Source organism: Aggregatibacter sp. HK296 (genome assembly GCF_980469475.1).
Genome location: NZ_OZ413142.1, coordinates 303,901 through 326,603, shown reverse-complemented (window position 1 = coordinate 326,603; position 22,703 = coordinate 303,901). Strand labels below are relative to the sequence as shown.

The 22,703-nt window shown below is 43.0% G+C and carries 17 protein-coding genes; 11 read left to right on the top strand and 6 right to left on the bottom strand.

The window, feature by feature from the left end; translation table 11 throughout:
• Positions 1-21: 21 nt before the first annotated feature.
• Positions 22-900, bottom strand: a complete 879-nt coding sequence (gene ilvY / locus AC30SH_RS01665; RefSeq protein ID WP_314885167.1) for an HTH-type transcriptional activator IlvY — start codon at positions 898-900, stop codon at positions 22-24.
• 172 nt (positions 901-1,072) lie between these two features.
• Here ilvY and ilvC point away from each other — a divergent pair, with 172 nt between their 5' ends.
• The 6 genes from ilvC (at position 1,073) to tuf (ending at position 10,102) form a co-directional block, all read left to right on the top strand.
• The gene (ilvC, locus tag AC30SH_RS01660; RefSeq protein ID WP_212509960.1) at positions 1,073-2,551 is read left to right on the top strand and encodes a ketol-acid reductoisomerase; all 1,479 of its coding nucleotides are present in this window, start codon (positions 1,073-1,075) and stop codon (positions 2,549-2,551) included.
• A 67-nt stretch (positions 2,552-2,618) separates the two neighbouring features.
• Positions 2,619-5,189, top strand: a complete 2,571-nt coding sequence (locus AC30SH_RS01655; RefSeq protein WP_489582027.1) for an autotransporter outer membrane beta-barrel domain-containing protein — start codon at positions 2,619-2,621, stop codon at positions 5,187-5,189.
• A 447-nt stretch (positions 5,190-5,636) separates the two neighbouring features.
• Positions 5,637-6,011 carry a 30S ribosomal protein S12 gene (gene rpsL / locus AC30SH_RS01650; RefSeq protein WP_005543325.1) on the top strand — a complete coding sequence of 125 codons (375 nt, stop codon included), beginning with the start codon at positions 5,637-5,639 and terminating at the stop codon, positions 6,009-6,011.
• Between the two features lie 153 nt (positions 6,012-6,164).
• Positions 6,165-6,635 carry a 30S ribosomal protein S7 gene (gene rpsG, locus AC30SH_RS01645; protein WP_005555497.1) on the top strand — a complete coding sequence of 157 codons (471 nt, stop codon included), beginning with the start codon at positions 6,165-6,167 and terminating at the stop codon, positions 6,633-6,635.
• Between the two features lie 115 nt (positions 6,636-6,750).
• Positions 6,751-8,853: an elongation factor G gene (gene fusA, locus AC30SH_RS01640; RefSeq protein ID WP_212509962.1), complete on the top strand. Its 2,103-nt coding sequence runs from the start codon at positions 6,751-6,753 to the stop codon at positions 8,851-8,853.
• Positions 8,854-8,917: 64 nt separating this feature from the next.
• Complete coding sequence (gene tuf / locus AC30SH_RS01635) at positions 8,918-10,102, top strand: elongation factor Tu (protein ID WP_314885774.1); 1,185 nt, start codon at positions 8,918-8,920, stop codon at positions 10,100-10,102.
• 161 nt (positions 10,103-10,263) lie between these two features.
• Here the strand turns inward: tuf and AC30SH_RS01630 are convergent, their stop codons facing one another.
• Positions 10,264-12,579: a Tex family protein gene (locus AC30SH_RS01630; protein ID WP_489582026.1), complete on the bottom strand. Its 2,316-nt coding sequence runs from the start codon at positions 12,577-12,579 to the stop codon at positions 10,264-10,266.
• A gap of 116 nt (positions 12,580-12,695) precedes the next feature.
• Between AC30SH_RS01630 and greB the strand changes: the two genes are divergently transcribed.
• Entirely contained in the window at positions 12,696-13,175 is a 480-nt protein-coding gene (gene greB / locus AC30SH_RS01625; RefSeq protein WP_212509964.1) for a transcription elongation factor GreB, read from the top strand.
• A 46-nt stretch (positions 13,176-13,221) separates the two neighbouring features.
• On the opposite strand, the gene mreD is transcribed toward greB, so the two are convergent.
• The 3 genes from mreD to AC30SH_RS01610 form a co-directional block, all read right to left on the bottom strand.
• Positions 13,222-13,710 carry a rod shape-determining protein MreD gene (gene mreD, locus AC30SH_RS01620; RefSeq protein WP_212509965.1) on the bottom strand — a complete coding sequence of 163 codons (489 nt, stop codon included), beginning with the start codon at positions 13,708-13,710 and terminating at the stop codon, positions 13,222-13,224.
• Positions 13,710-14,777 carry a rod shape-determining protein MreC gene (mreC, locus tag AC30SH_RS01615; protein ID WP_212509966.1) on the bottom strand — a complete coding sequence of 356 codons (1,068 nt, stop codon included), beginning with the start codon at positions 14,775-14,777 and terminating at the stop codon, positions 13,710-13,712. Before mreC ends, mreD begins: the two co-directional genes overlap by 1 nt.
• Positions 14,778-14,843: 66 nt before the next feature.
• A complete protein-coding gene (locus AC30SH_RS01610; RefSeq protein ID WP_048750741.1) occupies positions 14,844-15,899 on the bottom strand; it encodes a rod shape-determining protein in 1,056 nt (351 codons plus the stop codon).
• A 236-nt stretch (positions 15,900-16,135) separates the two neighbouring features.
• Here AC30SH_RS01610 and rnr point away from each other — a divergent pair, with 236 nt between their 5' ends.
• The 4 genes from rnr to glpQ all read left to right on the top strand — a co-directional run bounded on the left by rnr (position 16,136) and on the right by glpQ (position 22,248).
• Positions 16,136-18,529: a ribonuclease R gene (gene rnr, locus AC30SH_RS01605; protein ID WP_489582025.1), complete on the top strand. Its 2,394-nt coding sequence runs from the start codon at positions 16,136-16,138 to the stop codon at positions 18,527-18,529.
• Positions 18,522-19,259 carry a 23S rRNA (guanosine(2251)-2'-O)-methyltransferase RlmB gene (rlmB, locus tag AC30SH_RS01600; protein ID WP_212509968.1) on the top strand — a complete coding sequence of 246 codons (738 nt, stop codon included), beginning with the start codon at positions 18,522-18,524 and terminating at the stop codon, positions 19,257-19,259. Before rnr ends, rlmB begins: the two co-directional genes overlap by 8 nt.
• Before the next feature lie 304 nt (positions 19,260-19,563).
• Positions 19,564-21,006 carry a glycerol-3-phosphate transporter gene (gene glpT / locus AC30SH_RS01595; protein ID WP_315027974.1) on the top strand — a complete coding sequence of 481 codons (1,443 nt, stop codon included), beginning with the start codon at positions 19,564-19,566 and terminating at the stop codon, positions 21,004-21,006.
• A 156-nt stretch (positions 21,007-21,162) separates the two neighbouring features.
• On the top strand, positions 21,163-22,248 hold the full coding sequence (glpQ, locus tag AC30SH_RS01590) for a glycerophosphodiester phosphodiesterase (RefSeq protein ID WP_212509970.1): 1,086 nt from the start codon (positions 21,163-21,165) through the stop codon (positions 22,246-22,248).
• Between the two features lie 101 nt (positions 22,249-22,349).
• On the opposite strand, the gene rplS is transcribed toward glpQ, so the two are convergent.
• The gene (rplS, locus tag AC30SH_RS01585; RefSeq protein ID WP_006719364.1) at positions 22,350-22,700 is read right to left on the bottom strand and encodes a 50S ribosomal protein L19; all 351 of its coding nucleotides are present in this window, start codon (positions 22,698-22,700) and stop codon (positions 22,350-22,352) included.
• Positions 22,701-22,703 lie beyond the last annotated feature (3 nt).

The window sequence follows — 22,703 nt, the reverse complement described above, 5'->3', positions numbered from 1 at the left end:
TCCTTAAATCATGACCGCACTTTACGCTAATAACTGCCAAAATGCACGTACTAAAGGGCGCTCTAAGACAGGTTTCAACGCACACACACCAAGTTCAAAAGGTGTTATCGGTTCCTCTAACTGCAAGGTGGAAATTTGGCTGTTCAACGGGCTGTTTTTAATCACCACATCGGGCAATAATGCCAAACCACAGCCCAGTGCCACCATGGACACAATGCCCTCATGCCCCGCCACGGTGCCATAGATTTTCGGGTGTTTAATGCCTTTTTGTTTAAACCATTCTTCGATCCGTTGCCGTGCCATGCCGTCTAACGGCAAGATAAAAGGAACCTGCTGCCAATTAATTGGTTCTTGTTGCAATAATTGTGTTGCCGAACATGCCACACGGGGCGCAATCATCGACAACGCAATATCATCGATATAATGAAACGTCACCGCACTCGGTAATACCGGCGGTTTCCCTGCCAACGCCAAATCCACCTGTTGCGCCTGCACCAAATGTACCGCCTGCGCCGGATCGCCTGTGGTCAGTTGAATTTCCACTTTCGGATAATGCGCACGGAATTTCTCCAAAATCCCCGGCAAATGGCTATACGCCGCCGTCACCGAGCAATACAGCTTGAGCTCCCCGCTAAGCTCTTCCTCTTGGGTATGTAGTTGTTGTTGAAATAGCATCCAATTCTGCCACTGCTGCTGTGCAAACGCCAAAAACGCCTCACCATTCGGCGTTAACGACACCTGTCGATTATCCCGCCACAAAAGCTGCTGCCCCAGTTCCTCTTCGATTTTTTGAATTTGACGGGACAAGGTTGATGGCGACATATGGTGCAATGCTGCCGTTTTGGCGAAGTTTTGGGTTTGGGTGAGAGTGATGAAGATTTTAAGATCGTTAAACGTCATAGCGGTTTATTTTATAAAGGTGAGTTTAAATTTACCCATTCATAAGCAAGCAAGGGGATTTTAATTGCAAAAAACGCAATGCAACATTTCAATAATATCACTTTACGCAACATACCAACACCCTATAATCGTTTAAACCTCTACAAACACTCCCACACAAAAGGAAAACATCATGGCTAATTATTTCAATACCTTAAACTTACGCCAACAATTAGACCAACTCGGTCGTTGCCGTTTTATGGATCGCAGTGAGTTCGCAACGGAAGCGGATTTCTTGAAAGGCAAGAAAATCGTGATCGTAGGTTGTGGTGCTCAAGGGTTAAACCAAGGGTTAAATATGCGTGATTCAGGTCTAGACATCAGCTACGCATTACGTCCTGAAGCCATCGCAGAAAAACGTGTGTCATTCCAACGTGCCAGTGAAAATGGTTTTAAAGTGGGCACTTATGAAGAACTGATTCCAAAAGCCGACCTAGTCATTAACCTCACCCCGGACAAACAACATTCCAAGGTCGTTGCTGATGTGATGCCGTTGATGAAAAAAGGCGCGGCATTGGGCTATTCCCATGGTTTAAACATTGTTGAAGTGGGCGAGCAAATTCGTCCAGACATCACCGTCGTGATGGTGGCACCAAAATGCCCGGGTACAGAAGTTCGTGAAGAATATAAACGTGGTTTTGGCGTGCCGACGTTAATCGCTGTGCACCCGGAAAATGACCCACAAGACGAAGGTTTAGAAATTGCCAAAGCTTGGGCAGCGGCAACCGGTGGTCATCGTGCAGGCGTGTTGGAATCCTCTTTCGTGGCGGAAGTCAAATCCGACTTAATGGGCGAACAAACCATCCTTTGCGGCATGTTGCAAGCAGGTTCTCTCATTTGCTACGATAAATTAGTGGCTGACGGCAAAGATCCGGCTTATGCAGGCAAATTAGTACAATACGGTTGGGAAACCATCACTGAAGCCTTAAAACAAGGCGGTATTACATTGATGATGGATCGCTTGTCCAACAGCGCAAAATTGCGTGCATTCGAGTTGGCAGAACAAATCAAAGAAGAATTGGCGTTCTTATTTGCTAAACACATGGACGATATCATCAGCGGCGAATTCTCTCGTGTGATGATGGAAGACTGGGCAAACGGCGATGCCAACCTCTTAAAATGGCGTGAAGAAACCGGCAAAACCGCTTTTGAAAACGCACCGAAATATGAGGGCAAAATCAGCGAGCAAGAATATTTCGACCATGGCGTGTTAATGATTGCGATGGTGAAAGCCGGTGTGGAATTGGCATTCGATACCATGGTGGCCAGTGGCATTTACGAAGAATCCGCTTACTACGAATCCTTACACGAATTGCCGTTAATCGCCAACACGATTGCGCGTAAACGTTTATATGAAATGAACGTAGTGATTTCCGACACGGCGGAATACGGTAACTACTTATTCGCTAACGTTGCTGGCCCGATTATGCAAAAAGCATTGGTGCCGACTTTACGCAAAGGCGATATCGGTGAACCAACACCAACCGTGGAAATCGACAACATCACTTTACGCGATGTGAATGATGCAATCCGCAATCATCCGGTAGAATTAATCGGTCAAGAATTGCGTGGTTACATGAAAGATATGAAACGCGTTTCATTGAAAGGTTAATTAAACATCATTATATTAAGCCGATTTTTTAGATCGGCTTTTTTATAGGAAAAATTAAGGAATCAGTATGAAAAACAATAAAAAATTTAACCGCACTTTTCAGTTAAGTTTGGTTGCAACAACATTAAGTTTAGCAAATTTGGGATGGGCAACGGATCTCACTTGTAATACAACAACAGGTTGTAAATATATTCAAGGACCTGGCAATACGTGGTATATCAACAATACAGCGACTCAACTCGCCGATGCTGTAAATGTCACCGTTGAAGCAGGAAATTACCAAAACAAAGCAAAAACAGAAACGGGTGCTAGTTATAACCTAGGCCGACCAAGTCAATCATCTGATGCTTTATTTCATATTTTCGATCTAACAAAACAAGATAATGTCATTACACTAAAATCAGGCGTTAAAGCAACGCTTAAAGAAGATTATACGTCCAGCCAATTAGTTCATGTCAATGGTGCAACAGCAAATTTAGAACAGGGTGTAAAACTCATCGTTGACAAAAACTATTCTCAAATTCACAACATTCCTGATGCTAATGGTCATTTTGATGGCAATGCTGCCATTGAATCCCGTAATTCAACAATCAATACTGAAGCAGATATTGAGCTCAATAATGACGGTTCAAATGCAATTGAATCGCAAGAAACATCTACCATTAACTCTTCTAACCATCAAATCACCATGAATGGTGAAAACAACGGGGCATACACGCTTTTCGGAAAAGACATTGTAAATATTAAAAACGTCACTATTACTGGAAATAAAGATTTACAATCTGTTTTTGATATTGGAAATGATCTCTCTGAAACACAAATCGTCAATGCTAAAAAGTTAAACGCTACGTTAAACGATAAAAGTATCTTCATGAACCTCCATGACAGCGGCACACAGACGGTTACCTTAAGCGATTCTAAGATTAAAGCCGGTTATGGATTGCATGCTGTACCGTTTGGGGACGAACATACCGTTACTCTGAACTTACATAATAGCGAATTAAATACCACTCGAGCACTCATTTCCATCAATGATCCGAATTTCCCACTTGACGAGGAAGACGAGGAAGAAATTGATGCAAATTCAGCAAGCAAATTCCATTTGCACCTTAGTGCTGATAACAACTCAAAACTGACTGGCGCAATTATTGAAAATCCACAAAGACCGGCAAAAACCGAAGTAAACGTCACATTAGCCAACAGCCAGTGGAATTTTAATCTATCGAGTATTCTTCATCACTTGAATACGCAAAATTCAACGGTCAAATTTGAACCGACATCGGAATATAAAACGTTAACGATTAAAGGTGATCTTTCCGGCTCCACCACATTTGATCTCAATACCAATATCGCTGAAAATAAAGCCGATAAAATCGTTGTGAAAGGAAAAGCGGAAGGTGATCATAAACTTAATGTGACGGATCACGGCGCTCATGTAGCAAATGGTAAAGTAACCTTAGTTGAAACCAATAGCGGAAATGCAAAATTTCACTTAGCGAATGCCAATGGTTATGTGGCGCTCGGTGCTTATAAATACTTCTTAACCCCTGAAGGAAAAAATTGGGTGTTAGCGCACTCACAAAGCACAGTCACACCACAGCCACAGCCACAGCCACAGCCACAGCCACAGCCACAGCCACAGCCACAGCCACAGCCACAGCCACAGCCACAGCCACAGCCACAGCCACAGCCACAGCCACAGCCACAGCCACAGCCACAGCCACAGCCACAGCCACAGCCAAGTATTACACCATCGTTACCGGTGACTGCACAACTACTTGAGAGCGCAAACGCACAAGTGTCTCTTCGCCAAGCGGAATTACTGATGGTCGAAAATGAATTAAACGGCATTCACCAACGTTTAGGTGAAATCAGAACTGGTGAAAAAGGCAATATTTGGGTGAGAAACGTCAATTCACATCAAAAACTCACCGCACTTTCAACGGGTGAAAGTCAAACTTCCGGCTTTAAGCAAAACGTACATAGCTTACAAATCGGTGCGGATGCAGCGGTAACGGATAAGGTACGTTTAGGCGGATTTGTCGGACACAGCCAAGCCAATATTGACTTCAACAATCATTATGGCAACGGAAAAGTGAAAGGACAAGCCATTGGGGTTTACGGGACTTACATGGCTGAAAATGGTGTCTATTTAGATAACATCGCACAATATAGTCGCTTAACCGCAAACTCGAATCATACGGAAAAACACCGTTACAACGCTTACACGTTAAGTAGTGAAATCGGCAAACAATTCCAATTAGCCGGCGCATGGACCGTGACCCCACAAGCGCAATTGGCTTGGACGCATATTAACGGTAAAGAAAAAGAAGATAGCTTATCTGCCATTTCTTCTCGAATCGGTTTACGCCTTGCCAAAACCTTCGAGTTGAGCCAAGGATGGAAACTTCAACCTTATGCCGAAGCGAATGCAATCACGACACGCACACGCCATAGCAATATTAACTACAATGGTAGCCAACTCAATGTAGAAAGTTATCGCGGTCGTTTCACAAGTGCGGTCGGTTTTAATGCCGGTTTGGGCAATCACCGCATTGGTTTAGAAGTGAATCGCACCGACGGCAAACACATCAAGCAACCATTTGGCGTACAAGCCGTCTATCGTTTCCAATGGTAGTTTAAAATAAATAAAAAATGCGCTTAATTTTAAGCGCATTTTTCTTTTTTAGATTAACTCATTACTTATGTACTAATCTTACCCACTTCACTGATAAACCATCATATCCACGCCCTCACAAATCCACTGTTTCCCCTTACATTTTAGTAAGCTCCCCAGATAATTTGAGAAAAGCACACATTCTTTATTATTTAATAGCTTTTATTTCTTAAGAAATTAATATTGATGATTATCGTGCCACTTTAAATACCTACACAGAACAACAATAAAGTCTAAGTTAACAAGGCCATTTTTAAAAAAAATTTTACGCAGTCAAAACAAAATAGGAAACCTAGAATCAGTTGACAGAACACGCTTTGAAGATTAAAATCTTCGGTCTGTTCTTGTATGGACAGATTTTGTAAAACAACATTCTTTAATGAATTTTTATTAAACTGGAGTTTTTTAATGGCAACAATCAACCAGCTAGTACGCAAACCGCGTGTGAAAAAGGTTGTAAAAAGTAACGTTCCTGCATTAGAGGCTTGCCCGCAGAAACGTGGTGTATGCACCCGTGTATACACAACTACACCTAAAAAACCGAACTCTGCATTACGTAAAGTATGCCGTATTCGTTTAACCAATGGTTTCGAAGTAACCTCATACATCGGCGGTGAAGGTCACAACCTTCAAGAGCACAGTGTTGTGCTTATCCGTGGCGGTCGTGTTAAAGACTTACCGGGTGTGCGTTATCACACTGTACGCGGCGCATTAGACTGCGCAGGCGTAAAAGATCGTAAACAAGGTCGTTCTAAATACGGCGTTAAACGTCCTAAAGCTTAATGGTTCTCCGTTAAGTAAGGCCAAACGCTAAATTAGTAAAACTTATTTAAATCGCAAACTCCAGTATCTAATTAGCCCCTTCAATTAAAAGTGCGGTTAATTTTTATCGAGTTTTGGGATACCCTGAAGATTATAAAAACGGAGAAATTCGCAATGCCACGTCGTCGTAGTATTGAACAACGCAAGATTTTACCGGATCCGAAGTTCGGTTCAGAATTACTTGCTAAATTTATCAATGTCATCATGGTAGATGGTAAAAAATCTATCGCAGAATCTATCGTTTATAACGCGTTAGACACTTTAGCTCAACGTACCGGTAAAGAAGCTTTAGAAGCTTTCGAAGCGGCATTAGAAAACGTACGTCCAACTGTAGAAGTAAAATCCCGCCGTGTTGGTGGTTCTACTTACCAAGTTCCGGTTGAAGTTCGCCCTGTGCGTCGTAACGCATTAGGTATGCGTTGGATCGTTGAAGCCGCTCGTAAACGTGGTGATAAATCCATGGCTTTACGTTTAGCTAATGAATTATCTGATGCATCCGAAAACAAAGGTGCAGCAGTTAAGAAACGTGAAGACGTTCACCGTATGGCTGAAGCTAACAAAGCGTTTGCTCACTACCGTTGGTAATATTCGGTTAGCACTTACGTTTTTAGGCTTCATCTCATTTTTTATGCGATGAAGCCTCATTCATTTATAAAATTTCGTATTTAATTTTAAATAAGAAATCGTCAAGGAAATAATAATGGCTCGTACAACCCCTATTGAAAGATATCGTAATATCGGTATTAGTGCGCACATTGATGCTGGTAAAACTACTACCACTGAACGTATCTTATTCTACACTGGTGTAAGTCACAAAATTGGTGAAGTACACGATGGTGCAGCAACCATGGACTGGATGGAACAGGAACAAGAACGTGGTATTACCATTACCTCTGCGGCAACAACCGCATTCTGGTCCGGTATGTCACAACAATTCCCACAACATCGTATTAACGTTATCGACACCCCGGGACACGTTGACTTTACTGTTGAAGTAGAACGTTCTATGCGTGTTCTTGATGGTGCAGTAATGGTTTACTGTGCAGTTGGTGGTGTTCAACCACAATCTGAAACTGTATGGCGTCAAGCGAACAAATATAAAGTTCCACGTATCGCATTCGTTAACAAAATGGACCGTACCGGTGCAAACTTCTTACGCGTAGTTGATCAGTTAAAAACCCGCTTAGGTGCAAACGCAGTTCCTCTTCAACTACCTGTTGGTTCAGAGGAAAACTTTACCGGTGTTGTTGATTTGATCAAAATGAAAGCAATTAACTGGAATGAAGCTGACCAAGGTATGACCTTCACTTATGAAGACATTCCTGCAGATATGCAAGCAGCTTGTGAAGAATGGCGTCAAAACCTTGTTGAAGCAGCTGCAGAAGCTTCTGAAGAGCTAATGGAAAAATACCTTGGTGGTGAAGAATTAACTGAAGAAGAAATCAAAGTAGCTCTTCGTCAACGCGTATTAGCGAATGAAATCATCTTAGTTACTTGTGGTTCCGCATTCAAAAATAAAGGTGTTCAAGCAATGCTTGATGCTGTTGTTGAATACTTACCTGCTCCAACGGATATTCCTGCAATTAAAGGTATCAATCCAGATGAAACAGAAGGTGAACGTCATGCAAGTGATGAAGAACCATTCTCTTCATTAGCATTCAAAATTGCAACTGACCCATTCGTAGGTAACTTAACTTTCTTCCGTGTATATTCCGGTGTAATTAACTCTGGTGATACCGTGTTGAACTCCGTACGTCAAAAACGTGAACGTTTCGGTCGTATCGTTCAAATGCATGCTAACAAACGTGAAGAAATTAAAGAAGTTCGTGCAGGCGATATCGCTGCTGCGATCGGCTTAAAAGATGTAACGACAGGTGATACATTATGTGCTATTGAAGCACCAATTATCCTTGAGCGCATGGAATTCCCAGAGCCGGTAATCTCTGTTGCGGTAGAACCAAAAACGAAAGCAGACCAAGAAAAAATGGGTCTTGCATTAGGTCGTCTTGCACAAGAAGACCCTTCATTCCGTGTTCATACTGATGAAGAATCTGGCGAAACCATTATTTCCGGTATGGGTGAGTTACACTTGGATATCATCGTTGACCGTATGAAACGTGAATTCAAAGTGGAAGCTAACATTGGTAAACCACAAGTATCTTACCGTGAAACAATCCGCTCTCGTGTTAACGATGTGGAAGGTAAACACGCAAAACAATCTGGTGGTCGTGGTCAATATGGTCACGTGGTTATCGACTTATACCCACTAGAGCCAGAAGGCCCAGGCTATGAATTTGTTAACGAAATCAAAGGTGGTGTTATCCCTGGTGAATACATCCCGGCTGTTGACAAAGGTATCCAAGAACAACTTAAATCTGGTCCATTAGCAGGTTATCCGGTAGTTGATCTCGGTGTTCGTTTACACTTCGGTTCATACCATGATGTGGACTCCTCTGAATTGGCGTTTAAACTTGCAGCCTCTTTAGCATTTAAAGCAGCATTCGCAAAAGCAAACCCAGTTTTACTTGAACCAATCATGAAAGTTGAAGTAGAAACTCCACCTGAGTATGTGGGTGACGTAATCGGTGACTTGAGCCGTCGTCGTGCAATGGTGAACGGTCAAGAAGCAAATGAATTCGTTGTTAAAATCGACGCTGAAGTTCCGCTTTCTGAAATGTTTGGCTATGCAACTGACTTACGCTCCCAAACTCAAGGTCGTGCTTCCTACTCAATGGAACCATTGAAATATGCTGAAGCTCCGAAAAACGTGGCTGAAGCAGTTATTGAAGCTCGTAAAAAATAATTTTGTTTAACTAAATCCACAAGCCATTCCGGCTTGTGGACTTATACATTGAGGAAACTTAATCGTGTCTAAAGAAAAATTTGAACGTACAAAACCGCACGTTAACGTGGGTACAATCGGCCACGTTGACCATGGTAAAACCACTTTAACTGCAGCTATCACAACCGTATTAGCAAAACACTACGGTGGTGCAGCTCGTGCATTCGACCAAATCGATAACGCGCCGGAAGAAAAAGCACGTGGTATCACCATCAACACATCCCACGTTGAATACGACACTCCAACTCGTCACTACGCACACGTTGACTGTCCGGGACACGCCGACTATGTTAAAAACATGATTACCGGTGCGGCGCAAATGGATGGTGCTATCTTAGTAGTAGCAGCAACTGATGGTCCTATGCCACAAACTCGTGAACACATCTTATTAGGTCGCCAAGTAGGTGTTCCTTACATCATCGTATTCTTAAACAAATGCGACATGGTAGATGACGAAGAGTTATTAGAATTAGTTGAAATGGAAGTTCGTGAACTTCTTTCTCAATATGACTTCCCGGGTGACGATACACCAATCGTACGTGGTTCTGCATTACAAGCGTTAAACGGCGTAGCAGAATGGGAAGAAAAAATCCTTGAATTAGCAAGCCACTTAGATACTTACATTCCTGAGCCTGAGCGTGCTATCGACCAACCGTTCCTTCTTCCAATTGAAGACGTATTCTCAATCTCCGGTCGTGGTACAGTAGTAACAGGTCGTGTTGAGCGTGGTATCATCCGTACCGGTGATGAAGTTGAAATCGTTGGTATCAAACCAACTGCAAAAACAACTGTAACCGGTGTTGAAATGTTCCGTAAATTACTTGACGAAGGTCGTGCAGGTGAAAACATCGGTGCATTATTACGTGGTACTAAACGTGAAGAAATCGAACGTGGTCAAGTATTGGCTAAACCGGGTTCAATCACTCCACACACTGATTTCGAATCTGAAGTGTACGTATTATCCAAAGAAGAAGGTGGTCGTCATACTCCATTCTTCAAAGGTTACCGTCCACAATTCTATTTCCGTACAACTGACGTAACCGGTACAATCGAGTTACCAGAAGGCGTGGAAATGGTTATGCCTGGCGATAACATCAAAATGACCGTATCCTTAATCCACCCAATCGCGATGGACCAAGGTTTACGTTTCGCTATCCGTGAAGGTGGCCGTACTGTAGGTGCCGGCGTGGTAGCTAAAATCATCAAATAATTGATAATCAACCTGATTAGAAAGGCGTATCGAATGATACGCCTTTTTGTTTTCATCATGTTGATAAAACGAATCTGATGAAAATACAATAAAAAATGACCGCACTTTAGTGCATTAAAGTGCGGTCATAATTTTAAATATTTTTAGTAAACTAGCATTTACTATTTCTTCCAATTCTTCAACGCATCCGCAAAGGCATTGCCCATCGTATTATTTGCTCGCGGATTGCTACGATCTTGGCGAGCATTATCAGAACGCGGTTTTGCGGATAAAGTGCGGTCAGATTTTCCGTCATTTTTCACCGCACTTTCATCTAAACGCATTGTTAATGCAATACGACGACGCGCCACATCCACTTCCAATACTTTCACTTTCACGACATCACCGGTTTTCACCACTTGATGCGGATCTTCCACGAATTTATCGCTGAGAGAAGAAATATGAACCAAGCCATCTTGGTGCACCCCGATATCTACAAAAGCACCGAAATTGGTCACGTTAGTTACCGTACCTTCTAAGATCATGCCGGCTTTCAAATCCGTAATTTCTTCCACGCCCTCAGCGAAGGTGGCGGTTTTAAATTCACCGCGCGGGTCGCGCCCCGGTTTTTCCAATTCTTTGAAAATATCTTGAACCGTCGGCAAACCAAATTGCTCATCGGTAAACTGTTTTGCATCAAGCTGGCGCACTAAACCGGCATTGCCCATTAAATCCTGAATAGACTGCTCTGTTGCTTGCAGGATTTTTTCCACCACCGGATAGGCTTCCGGATGCACTCCTGACGCATCTAATGGATTGTTGCCTGCGGCGATACGCATAAATCCGGCACATTGTTCAAAGGCTTTAGGGCCTAAACGAGGAACTTTTTTCAGTTGCTCACGGCTGTCAAAACGCCCGTTTTCATCACGGTATGTCACAATATTCTGCGCTATCGTTTTGGTCATCCCCGCTACTCTCGCCAATAACGGCACAGAGGCGGTGTTTAAGTCCACACCAACAGCGTTTACACAGTCTTCCACCACCGCATCTAGTTTACGCGCTAATTGACTTTGATTCACGTCATGTTGGTATTGGCCCACACCAATGGCTTTCGGCTCGATTTTCACCAATTCCGCCAACGGATCCTGCAAACGACGAGCAATAGATACTGCGCCACGCAAGGACACATCCAAATCAGGAAATTCCTGCGCAGCCAATTCGGAAGCGGAATAGACGGAAGCACCCGCTTCGCTCACCACCACTGTTTGTGGTTTATGTTCTTTAATTTCCTTAATCACGTCTTTGGCAAAACGTTCTGTCTCACGAGAGGCTGTCCCATTCCCAATGGCAATCAATTCTACGTTATGTTGTTTAATTAATTGGAAAACAGACAACATCGCACGCTCCATCTGCCCGGTGTGCGGATAAATGGTATCGGTTGCCAATAACTTACCGGTGTTATCCACCACTGCCACTTTCACCCCGGTACGCAGACCCGGGTCTAACCCCATCGTGTTCTTAGCGCCCGCCGGAGCAGCCATTAAAAGTGCGGTCAGATTTCGTGCAAACACATCAATGGCTTCATCTTCCGCTTTCTCACGTAAGGTCGCCATGAGTTCCGTTTCCAAGTGCAAGGCCACTTTAATTTTCCATGTCCACGAAATCACTTGTTCACGCCATTTATCGGTAGGTTGACCATTAAAACGAACACCTAAATAATCACGAATAATCTCTTCACAATAGCTTTGGCGACTGCCCTCTTCCGCTTCCGGGTCCGCATTCAAACTTAATTGTAAAATGCCTTCATTACGACCACGGAACATCGCCAAAGCACGGTGAGACGGCACATTTTTAAGCAGTTCTTGGTGATCAAAATAATCTTGGAATTTTGCGCCTTCTGCCTCTTTGCCCTCAATCACCTTAGAAACGATAAGTGCATTTTTGCTTAAATAATCGCGCACTTTTGCCAACAATCCTGCATCTTCGGCAAAACGCTCCATCAAAATATAGCGTGCACCATCTAATGCAGCCTTAACGTCAGCGACGCCTTTCTCCGCATTCACATAATCAAGTGCGGTGGTTTCCGGCACTGTTTTTGGCTCGTTCCAAAGTAAATCTGCCAATGGCTCAAGCCCAGCTTCAATGGCAATTTGGCCTTTGGTACGACGTTTTGGTTTAAACGGCAAATAGAGATCTTCCAATTCGGTTTTGCTTTGCGTTGCTTGAATTTTATCGCGTAATTCATCCGTTAATTTGCCTTGTTCTTCAATGGATTTCAGAATGGTTTGGCGGCGGTCTTCCAATTCACGCAAATAAATTAAGCGGGTTTCAAAATGACGTAATTGCGTGTCATCCAAACCTCCTGTGGCTTCTTTACGATAACGGGCAATAAAAGGAATGGTGTTGCCATCGTCTAATAATTGAATAGCGGCAAGAATTTGACTATCGCGAACATTTAACTCTTGTGCAATAAGTTGGCTAATTTGCTGATTTAACATGATATGTACTTCTTTCTTAAGAATGAAAAAACGGGCATAGCATACTGTTTTTGCGCAAGAGGCTCAAATGTTTGTTCCTTTTTCGGTATAATTTTACGGCAATTGAGGACAGGATTATGGCAAAGTCAAATTACATCACCCGACAAGGCTGGAATGTGCTGGATCGGGAATTAAAATTTTTATGGAAAGAAGAACGCCCACAAGTCACCCAAGCCGTATCTGACGCTGCCGCATTAGGCGATCGCAGTGAAAATGCAGAATATATTTACGGTAAACGCCGATTGCGGGAAATTGATCGCCGTGTACGCTTTCTCACTAAACGGCTAGAAGTGCTACAAATCGTGGATTATTCACCGAAGCAAGAAGGTAAAGTGTTTTTTGGTGCGTGGGTGGAGCTAGAAAACGAAGATGGAGAAGTTAAACAATATCGTATTGTGGGCTGTGATGAATTTGACCCAGCGAAAAACTGGATTTCTATTGATTCACCGGTGGCGCGTGCCTTAATTGGTAAAGAAGAAGACGACGAAATTACCGTAGAAACGCCTTCCGGTAAAATCCAGTTATATGTAAATCGTATTTGGTATGAAAAGGGGTAGCCAAGGTAAAGTGCGGTCAGAAAATTCAGTGAATTTTCTGCGCACATTAACTCAAACTTAAATAACGACGGATTTTTCTGAGAAGTAAGAAAATCCAAGGCCAAAGCACACCACTGGCTAACGCCCCGAAAATTTCTTGCCAGTTAAAATTGGCGCTATGCAAAACAGATTCAATCAAGAAAATACTGACTCGAATAGCAAAAATAAAGCCCACCAGTAACAAACTTTGCATCCATAAGGAAAGGTTGCGCAACCGTAAATGATGTCGAGTAATAAGATACGCGAATAAAGACATCACTAAGCCATGTACCCCGAGTGTTGAGCCAAGCACCATATCCCAGATAATACCGATAATAAACGCCCAGCCAATGCTGACTTTATGTGGAATTGACAACGCCCAATAGGCAAACACCAAAACAATCCATGCTGGTTTAAAACTCTGGAAACCGGACGGCCATGGCGCCAATTCCATCACTAAAGCAATCGCAAAAATTGCCGTCAGCACAAAACATTGAAAGAAAAATCGACCTTGCATTAATCTTCCTCTCTGTGAGATTGGTTTGGTAACGGTGGATGATTCATCTCATTTTGTGAATCCGTTGGTGCTTCTGCCGGCATGTATTCACTTGGTAATGGTGATGTCATATTATTGCTCGGGTCATTCTCTACCGGGACAACGGTTTTCTTCACTTTATTGGCTTCGGCCCCTTGATTATCAAGACGTTGTTGGACCACTTTACGCACTTCTTCCGGTGTAATGGTTTTCGCTTTACGCATATCTTCGTTCGTTGGCCACAATAAAAGCACATAACGCAATTTATCAATAGAAGCCAACGGTTTTGCTGTGACCGTCGCAAAATAATTTTTTCCGTTTCTGGAAACTGATTCCACGATCGCCACTGGATACCCTTCCAAGAAACGCCCACCTAAACCGGATGTCACTAATAAATCGCCTTTTTGAATATCAACGGAACGCGGCACATTATCTAACGTCAATTCATCACTATGACCCGTTCCGTTAGCGATTAAACGTACGTCATTACGCAATACTTGAACCGGAACCGCATGCGTCACATCGGTAATCAACAAAATACGGCTGGTGTTTTCCCCCACCGAAATAATTTGTCCAACGACGCCTTTCTCATCAATCACCGGCTGACCGGCATAAGCCCCGTCTTTTTCACCTTGATTAATCACGATTTGTTGACGATAAACATCTGTTTCAGCAGTCAACACTTCTGCAATTTTTTTGTATTCGTCGGTTCGTAATGGTGAATTTAGCAATAAACGTAAACGTTGGTTTTCAACTCTTAACTGATCAAGCAACAGTAAATCAGCATTTTTTTCACGCAGTTGCTCTTTTAACACGCGATTTTCAATTTGCAGTTTATTGGTATCCACCAAATTATCAGAAACACCATCTAACACCGCACGCGGTGTATTAGCTAAATAATAGAGACTACCGACCGCCGTTTCCAGAAAGCCGCGGGCTTGAATTATCGCGTTTGTTTGTCCGTCAGATAGGATTAAACCGACAGAAGCGGTAACCGCTAAAAAGAGTTTCAATCCTAAGGGAGGGGTTTTACCGAAGATAGGTTTCATTGTCGTCAATTCCGACTAAATAAAAGTGCGGTCATTTTTAACCGCACTTTTTCTTGTTCATCAGGCTTAAATTTCGTCGCTGAAAATATCGCCGCCGTGCATATCAATCATATCCAAGGCCTCACCGCCGCCACGAGCAACACAAGTCAACGGGTCTTCCGCCACAATGGTCGGCACGCCGGATTCTTTCGCTAACAACATATCAATATTGCGCAACAAGGCACCACCACCGGTCAACACCATACCGCGCTCAAAAATATCCGCAGCATGCTCCGGTTGGCACTCCTCTAATGCGGTGCGCACTGCCGCAACAATGCCACTCAACGGTTGGCGAATCGCTTCTAAAACATCTTGAGAGGTTAAGGTAATGGAACGTGGTGCGCCTTCTGCAATATTGGAACAATGCACTTCCATTTGTTTCACTTCATCGCCTTCTTGAATGTAAGCAATACCAATTTCTTGTTTAATACGTTCAGCCGTTGGTTCACCAATAATGGAACCGAAATTTTTACGCACATAAGACACGATAGCTTCGTCGAAACTGTCACCACCGATGCGCACAGAAGAAGAATAAACGATGCCGTTTAAAGAAATTACCGCGACTTCTGTCGTACCACCACCGATATCAATGACCATGGAACCTGTTGCAGTCGAAACCGGTAGTTTTGCTCCAATGGCTGCTGCCATTGGCTCTTCAATTAAATACACTTCGCGAGCACCGGCCCCCATGGCAGATTCTTTAATGGCACGACGTTCTACTTGAGTTGCACCTGCCGGCACACAAATCAACACACGAGGACTTGGACGCATGAAGTTGCCGCTGTGTACCTGTTTAATAAAGTACTGTAACATTTTTTCGGTCACGAAAAAGTCGGCAATCACGCCATCTTTCATCGGACGAATCGCTTCGATACTTTTCGGTGTACGTCCTAACATTTGTTTCGCTTCTTTACCTACCGCCGCAATGCTTTTTAGTGAGCCGCTACGATCGCGACGAATCGCTACAACTGAAGGCTCATCAAGAACAATGCCCTGTCCTTTCACATAAATTAATGTATTTGCTGTACCAAGATCGATTGAAAGATCGTTAGAAAATAAACCGCGAATTTTTTTAAATAACATACGTATTCCACTGAACTAAATTGAATAAAACAAGCTCATTTTCGAGCGTTAAAAAATTGCGCTAAATGTACCAAAAAATGCGCGCCTATAACAGAAAATTTTATGTTTCAATCGCAAAAAATTACAATTTATCGGTGCCATTGATGCTTTTCCATAAGCTGTTGAGCCTCAATTTCCCTTGCTTTAGGCAAAACAGCGTGTAAACTGACCGCACTTTATTTGATGAAAAGAAAATTATGGCGAAAAAAACACACAAAGCGATATTGCAAGATCCGAATTATGCGAAGGAATTGGCAAAATATGACAACCCGGTTCCGAGTCGTGACTTTATTCTGCAAGTGATTCGCAAACAGAATTCTCCTATGAGCAAAGAGGAGATTTTTAAAACCCTTGCCATCGTAAATGAAGAACAACAAGAAGCTATGCGCCGTCGTTTACGCGCCATGGAAAATGACGGACAGTTGGTGTTCACGAAACGGAAATGCTATGCCCTACCGGAAAAACTCGATTTACTCAAAGGCATGGTGATAGGCCATCGAGAAGGATTCGGTTTTTTACAAGTCGAAGGAAAAAAAGAAGATTTTTTCATTCCTAACGTGCAAATGCAGAAAGTCATGCATGGCGATTACGTGTTGGCACAAGCAAACGGTTTTGACCGCAAAGGTCGTCCAGAAGTCCGTATTGTGCGGGTGTTGGAAGCGAACAAAAAACAAATTGTCGGTCGTTTTTTCCTTGAGCAAGGCATCGGTTATGTAGTGCCGGATGACAGCCGTATTACACGCGATATTTTAATTCCTGATAACGCCCGTCTTGGTGCCCGCATGGGGCAAGTCGTCGTGGTGGAACTCCATCCGCGCACAGCGCCATTTTTCCAACCTATCGGCAAAATCACCGAGGTACTTGGGGACAATATGGCGAAAGGTATGGAAGTGGAAATTGCCATTCGTAAGCATGATATTCCCCACAGTTTCCCAAGTGCGGTGGAAAAACAACTTAAAAAATGGGCTGAAGACGTGCCTGAAGAGGCTAAACGTGGCCGTGTAGATTTACGTGGCTTGCCGTTAGTGACCATTGATGGCGAAGATGCACGCGATTTTGATGATGCGGTATTTTGCCAAAAACAAGGCAAAGGCTGGAAGCTTTGGGTGGCGATTGCCGATGTGAGCTATTACGTTCGACCGAAAAGCGCCTTGGACACGGAAGCCTATAATCGAGGCAATTCCGTCTATTTCCCAAACCGCGTCGTGCCAATGTTGCCGGAAAAACTCTCCAATGGTTTATGTTCGTTAAATCCGCAAGTGGATCGCCTGTGTATGGTATGTGAAATGACGATCTCTGCCAAAGGCAAAATGACAGACTATCAATTTTACGAAGCAGTGATGAATTCCCATGCCCGTTTAACCTATAACAAAGTGGCAAAAATACTGGAAAAAGACACCGCACTTTGTGATCGTTATGCATCCTTAGTCCCTCACTTACAAGACCTGTATGAAATGTATCAAGCGTTAGTAAAAGCTCGCCAACAACGTGGCGCTATCGAATTTGAAACCATTGAAAGCAAATTTATTTTCAATGCCTTAGGTCGCATTGAGCGGATTGAGCCGGTCGTGCGTAATGATGCCCATAAAATCATTGAAGAATGCATGATTTTGGCAAATATTGCGTCTGCCAACTTCATGGAGAAACATCAAGAACCGGTGCTGTACCGTATTCATGCCGTGCCCGGTGAAGAAAAACTCATGGCATTTCGCAGTTTCTTGGCTGAATGTGGCTTGAGCCTATCCGGTGGTAATAAACCGACACCGATGGATTACGCACAGTTACTTGAACAGATTAAACAACGCCCGGATCACGAATTGATCCAAACCATGTTGCTACGTTCTATGAGCCAAGCAGTTTACAGCGCCGACAACATCGGTCACTTTGGTTTGGCGCTAGAAGAATACGCCCATTTCACCTCGCCGATTCGCCGTTATCCCGATTTGACGTTACATCGTGGCATCAAATATTTATTGGCGAAACAAAAGGGCTCTAAACGTAAAACGACCGACACCGGTGGATATCATTATCCACTTGAGGAAATGGATGTCTTTGGCGCGCATTGTTCTTCCACAGAACGTCGTGCTGATGATGCCACCCGTGAAGTCGCCGATTGGCTGAAATGTGAATATATGCAGGATCATGTGGGCGAAGAATTTGACGGTGTCATTTCTTCCGTGACCGGTTTCGGCTTCTTTGTCCGTTTGAATGATCTGTTTATCGACGGCTTGGTGCATATTTCCGGTTTGGCGAATGACTACTACTTATTCGATATGCCGAAACAACGTCTGATCGGTGAAAACAGCGGCATGATTTTCCGTCTCGGTGATGCGGTAAAAGTGCGCATAGAAGCGGTGAGTTTAGAGCAAAAACAAATTGATTTTTCTTTAATTTCAAGTGAACGCAAGCCGAAACGTAGTGGTAAAACAGCGCGAACCAAGGCGAAAAAATCGGAAGTCAAAGCGCCTAAGAAAACAACGACAAACAAAAAGGCAAAAATAAACAAAAGTGCGGTCAAAAAAAGTCACGTTTCTAAAATGAAATCCAACGCCGCCTCCAAAACGAAAAAGGTAAAGAAAAAACATGAGTGAAACAATTTATGGCATCCACGCAGTAAAAGCGTTTGTGACCAATTACCCGGAACGTTTAATTGAAGTGTCGGCGTTAAAAGGCCGAGACGACCAACGTTTACAACCCTTAATTAATGAAATTCAACGGTTGGGCATTTCCGTTCAATTTTTAAATCGTCAAACCTTGGATAAAAAAGCAGAAGGCGAAGTACATCAAGGCATTATTGCGCGAGTGCACTCATTACCGGAATTAAATGAGCATGATTTGGATCGCTTATTAGAAACTCAAAATGCGCCTTTATTATTGGTTTTAGATGGCGTCACGGATCCACATAACCTTGGTGCTTGTTTGCGAACGGCAGATGCAGCGGGTGTAAGTGCGGTGATTGTGCCGAAAGATAAATCTGCGCAACTCAATTCTACTGCACGAAAGGTCGCCTGTGGCGCAGCAGAAAATGTCCCGCTTATTCGAGTGACTAACCTTGCCCGTACCCTGCGTGATCTACAAAAGCGACACAATGTATGGGTTGTAGGCACCGCCGGTGAAGCCACCGAAACCCTCTATCAAACCAAACTCACGGGGGCGTTGGCGTTGGTCATGGGGGCAGAAGGAGAAGGCATGCGCCGCTTAACCCGCGAACATTGCGATCAACTCATCAGCATTCCAATGGCCGGTTCGGTTTCTTCTCTCAATGTCTCCGTTGCCACCGGCGTTTGCTTATTTGAAATCGTGCGACAACGACTGGGTTAATTTATCAGTTTCCACATGGAAAAGTGAGGCAATTTTTAACCGCACTTTTTCTCATTCAGATAAAAATAAGCGCGTAGAACAGCGCTTATTTTTTATTTACCCCTACAATTTATGAGCGAAAATGAACAGTGGATGTTCATTTATCAATAATAAATATTTCGCATTCAATCAAAAGAGTGCTTATTTTTGTGATATTTCTCACAAAACCTCATAATTTTGCTTTCCTGTTTTTATATTTGCTTTATCATTCCTGCGTTCTTTTCATATAAAGACAATATTACTTATTTAACTCTTGGAGAATTTTATGTTTGGTCCATTTAAACCAGCTCCACATATTGCTGAGCTGCCGGCTGACAAAATCGATTCCACCTACAAACGCCTACGTTGGCAAGTATTCGCAGGGATCTTTTTCGGTTATGCCGCTTATTATTTCGTACGTGCAAACTTTGACTTGGCACAACCGGGCTTAATTCAAGCCGGCTTATACTCTAAAGCCGAATTAGGGGTTATCGGTTCTGCTGCAGGTTTGGCTTATGGTCTATCCAAATTCGTCATGGCTGGGATGTCCGACCGTTCTAACCCACGTGTATTCTTACCATTCGGTTTGTTGCTTTCTGGTCTTTGTATGACCCTAATGGGCTTGTTCCCGTGGGCAACTTCCGGTATCGCGATTATGTGGGTCATGATTTTCTTAAACGGTTGGTTCCAAGGTATGGGTTGGCCTCCATGTGGTCGTACTATGGTGCACTGGTGGTCTAAATCCGAACGTGGAACTATCGTGTCCATCTGGAACACCGCTCACAATATCGGTGGTATGATGCCGGGCGCCATGGTGTTATTAGCCAGCGCAATCTTCTTCAGCACTCACGGTGTTGAAGCACAAGCAAAAGACATTTGGCAACAATCCCTTTACTATCCGGGTATTGCGGCAATGCTCTGTGCAATTCCGGTATATTTTGTGATGCGTGACACACCACAATCTTGTGGTTTGCCTTCTATTGAAAAATGGCGCAACGACTATCCGGATGACTATAACGAAAAAACCTATGAAAACGACTTAACGGCAAAAGAAATCTTTGTTACCTATGTTTTGAAAAATAAATTGTTATGGTACATCGCGATTGCTAACGTATTCGTTTACTTAATCCGTTATGGCGTATTGAAATGGTCACCGGTTTACTTAAGTGAAGTGAAACACTTCAACATTAAAGGTACCGCTTGGGCATACACGATCTATGAATTGGCCGCAGTACCGGGCACATTATTATGTGGTTGGGTTTCTGACCATGTATTCAAAGGTAAACGTGGTTTAACCGGTTTCATCTTCATGATCTTAACCACTGCAGCAGTTGCTGCTTACTGGATGAACCCAGCTACACCGGAAGCAGAGTTAGCAAATTATGCTGCATGGTATGAAAACCCATATCAATTAACCGACTTCATCTTAATGACCTTAATCGGTTTCTTAATCTACGGTCCGGTTATGCTTATCGGTCTACATGCGCTTGAACTTGCACCGAAAAAAGCGGCAGGTACGGCAGCAGGATTTACCGGTTTATTCGGTTACTTAGGTGGTACAGTATCAGCGTCTGCCGTTATTGGTTGGGCTGCACAACACTACGGTTGGGACGGCGGTTTCTACGTCATGATCGGTGGTGGTATTCTCGCCGTGATCTTGCTCTTTATCGTCATGATTGAAGAAGGCAAACACAAAGCGAAATTAGGTGACACCTACGGCACCAAATAATTGAACAATTCAAAGGCGCAAGCGAAAGCTTAGCGCCTTTTTTGTACCCAAATTTTATAAGTTAAATGATTTTATCCAACGTAAGTTTTTGTCTCTGTCTTTGGATGAAATTAAAAACACCTCAAAAATCAACCGCACTTTCAAGGAGAAATGCTGATGAAATTAAAAACCTTAGCAGTCACATTAATTACAGCAGGCGTATTAGCCGGTTGTAGTCACCAACCCTCCATAAACAAGATGAAATCAGACAAAATTATTATTGCCCACCGTGGTGCAAGCGGTTATTTACCGGAGCATACATTGGAATCTAAAGCGCTTGCTTTTGCACAACAAGCCGATTATTTAGAACAAGATTTGGCGATGACAAAAGACGGTCGCTTAGTCGTCATTCATGATCATTTCTTAGACGGTTTAACCGATGTTGCGAAAAAATTCCCAAATCGTCATCGTAAAGACGGTCGTTACTACGTTATCGACTTTACATTAAAAGAAATTCAAAGTTTGAATATGACAGAAAACTTTGAAACGAAGGAAGGAAAACAGGTCGCTGTTTACCCTGGACGTTTCCCTCTGTGGCAATCTCATTTCAAAATACATACCTTTGAAGATGAAATCGAATTTATCCAAGGGTTAGAAAAATCTACCGGTAAAAAAGTGGGTATCTACCCTGAAATAAAAGCGCCTTGGTTCCACCACCAAAATGGCAAAGATATTGCTGTAGAAACCCTCAAAGTGTTGAAAAAATACGGCTATGACAAGAAAAGTGATCTAATTTATTTGCAAACTTTCGATTTCAATGAGTTAAAACGTATTAAAACGGAATTACTACCGAAAATGGACATGGATTTAAAACTTGTCCAGTTAGTGGCATATACCGATTGGCATGAAACGGAAGAAAAAAATGCCAAAGGCAAATGGGTAAATTATGACTATGATTGGATGTTCAAACCAGGAGCCATGGCAGAAGTCGTCAAATATGCTGATGGTGTTGGTCCAGGCTGGTATATGTTAGTCGATAAAGAAAAATCCAAACCGGGTAAAATTGAATATACACCTCTAGTAAAAGAACTCGCGCAATATAACATTGAGTTGCATCCATACACGGTACGTAAAGATGCTTTACCGGAATTCTTTACTGACGTAAACCAAATGTATGATGCCTTGTTAAACAAATCAGGCGCAACGGGTGTCTTTACCGACTTCCCGGATACGGGTGTAGAGTTTTTAAAAAAACACAAATAATGTACGAATCAAATATGTGGATTAAGCAAATTTAATTGCTTATTAACACAAATAAAAAAGGCTTGGAAATCCAAGCCTTTTCTTTTTTCTGGTTTGCGAAATTATTCGCCCAAACGCTCTTTGATACGAGCCGCTTTACCGGAAAGTGCACGTAAGTAGTAAAGTTTCGCTTTACGTACCGCACCTTTACGTTTCACTACGATGCTATCAACTGCCGGAGAGTGAGTTTGGAATACACGCTCAACGCCAACACCGTTGGAGATTTTGCGTACAGTAAATGCAGAATGCAAGCCACGGTTACGAATTGCAATAACCACGCCTTCGAATGCTTGCAAACGACGTTTGCTACCTTCAACAACCCATACTTTAACTTCTAAGGTATCACCCGGACGGAAGCTAGGTACGTTTTGTTTTAATTGTTCTTGTTCAAGTTGTTTAATGATGTTAGACATTTT

What these genes read in the sequence shown, in the direction of transcription:
- rplS (WP_006719364.1), bottom strand. Translation starts at nt 22,700, where the DNA reads ATGTCTAACATCATTAAACAACTTGAACAAGAACAATTAAAACAAAAC.
- rpsG (WP_005555497.1), top strand. Translation starts at nt 6,165, where the DNA reads ATGCCACGTCGTCGTAGTATTGAACAACGCAAGATTTTACCGGATCCG.
- glpQ (WP_212509970.1), top strand. Translation starts at nt 21,163, where the DNA reads ATGAAATTAAAAACCTTAGCAGTCACATTAATTACAGCAGGCGTATTA.
- rnr (WP_489582025.1), top strand. Translation starts at nt 16,136, where the DNA reads ATGGCGAAAAAAACACACAAAGCGATATTGCAAGATCCGAATTATGCG.
- AC30SH_RS01610 (WP_048750741.1), bottom strand. Translation starts at nt 15,899, where the DNA reads ATGTTATTTAAAAAAATTCGCGGTTTATTTTCTAACGATCTTTCAATC.
- greB (WP_212509964.1), top strand. Translation starts at nt 12,696, where the DNA reads ATGGCAAAGTCAAATTACATCACCCGACAAGGCTGGAATGTGCTGGAT.
- glpT (WP_315027974.1), top strand. Translation starts at nt 19,564, where the DNA reads ATGTTTGGTCCATTTAAACCAGCTCCACATATTGCTGAGCTGCCGGCT.
- ilvY (WP_314885167.1), bottom strand. Translation starts at nt 900, where the DNA reads ATGACGTTTAACGATCTTAAAATCTTCATCACTCTCACCCAAACCCAA.
- AC30SH_RS01655 (WP_489582027.1), top strand. Translation starts at nt 2,619, where the DNA reads ATGAAAAACAATAAAAAATTTAACCGCACTTTTCAGTTAAGTTTGGTT.
- mreC (WP_212509966.1), bottom strand. Translation starts at nt 14,777, where the DNA reads ATGAAACCTATCTTCGGTAAAACCCCTCCCTTAGGATTGAAACTCTTT.
- ilvC (WP_212509960.1), top strand. Translation starts at nt 1,073, where the DNA reads ATGGCTAATTATTTCAATACCTTAAACTTACGCCAACAATTAGACCAA.
- mreD (WP_212509965.1), bottom strand. Translation starts at nt 13,710, where the DNA reads ATGCAAGGTCGATTTTTCTTTCAATGTTTTGTGCTGACGGCAATTTTT.
- AC30SH_RS01630 (WP_489582026.1), bottom strand. Translation starts at nt 12,579, where the DNA reads ATGTTAAATCAGCAAATTAGCCAACTTATTGCACAAGAGTTAAATGTT.
- rpsL (WP_005543325.1), top strand. Translation starts at nt 5,637, where the DNA reads ATGGCAACAATCAACCAGCTAGTACGCAAACCGCGTGTGAAAAAGGTT.
- fusA (WP_212509962.1), top strand. Translation starts at nt 6,751, where the DNA reads ATGGCTCGTACAACCCCTATTGAAAGATATCGTAATATCGGTATTAGT.
- rlmB (WP_212509968.1), top strand. Translation starts at nt 18,522, where the DNA reads ATGAGTGAAACAATTTATGGCATCCACGCAGTAAAAGCGTTTGTGACC.